1 protein-coding gene is annotated in these 564 nt (G+C 55.0%); it reads left to right on the forward strand.

Annotation, left to right across the window (positions count from 1 at the left end):
- On the forward strand, nucleotides 1-361 hold a 361-nt coding region (locus tag EK369_RS23025; protein WP_206198167.1), incomplete at its 5' end, for a hypothetical protein.
- Nucleotides 362-564: the final 203 nt, after the last annotated feature.

Consider the following 564-nt stretch of genomic DNA (forward strand, 5'->3'; position numbering starts at 1 on the left):
CTCCACCGCCTCCTCCAACATAGACTGGTTGAGCAACGGGAACGACGACGGTTTGTGGTACTCTAACGGGGACGGGTTGTGGTACACTTACTGGGTAGGGTTGTGGTACAGAAACTGGAACTGGTTGAGCAACTGGTACTGGTACAGCCTGAGGTACTGGAACTGGCACGGGTCTGTTTACTTGAACAGTATATGGTCTTGGTACGTCAACTCGGTGTGGTACAGGTACAGAAACAGGAACTGCACGGGGTACATCCACTGGGTAAGGTTGAGGTACTGGTACTGGATATGGGCGGTTGACTGGTACTTCGTAGGGTTGTGGTACAGCTACTGGAACTTGTTGGTTGACAGTGCTGACTGAAGTACCGCCATCAGAGGCACCACCTCCGGCTCCACCGCCAAATCCTCCACCTATTCCTCCTCCGATACCTCCTCCAAAGCCACCGCCATAACCTCCGCCATAACCTCCGCCATAGCCTCCGCCATAACCTCCGCCGCTTCCACCGCCAAATCCTCCACCAATACCACCGCCATGACCTCCGCCAATTCCTCCTCCAATGCCAC

It is taken from the genome of Shimia sediminis, assembly GCF_003990645.1.
In the GTDB taxonomy this organism is placed as follows: Bacteria; Pseudomonadota; Alphaproteobacteria; order Rhodobacterales; family Rhodobacteraceae; genus Shimia; species Shimia sediminis.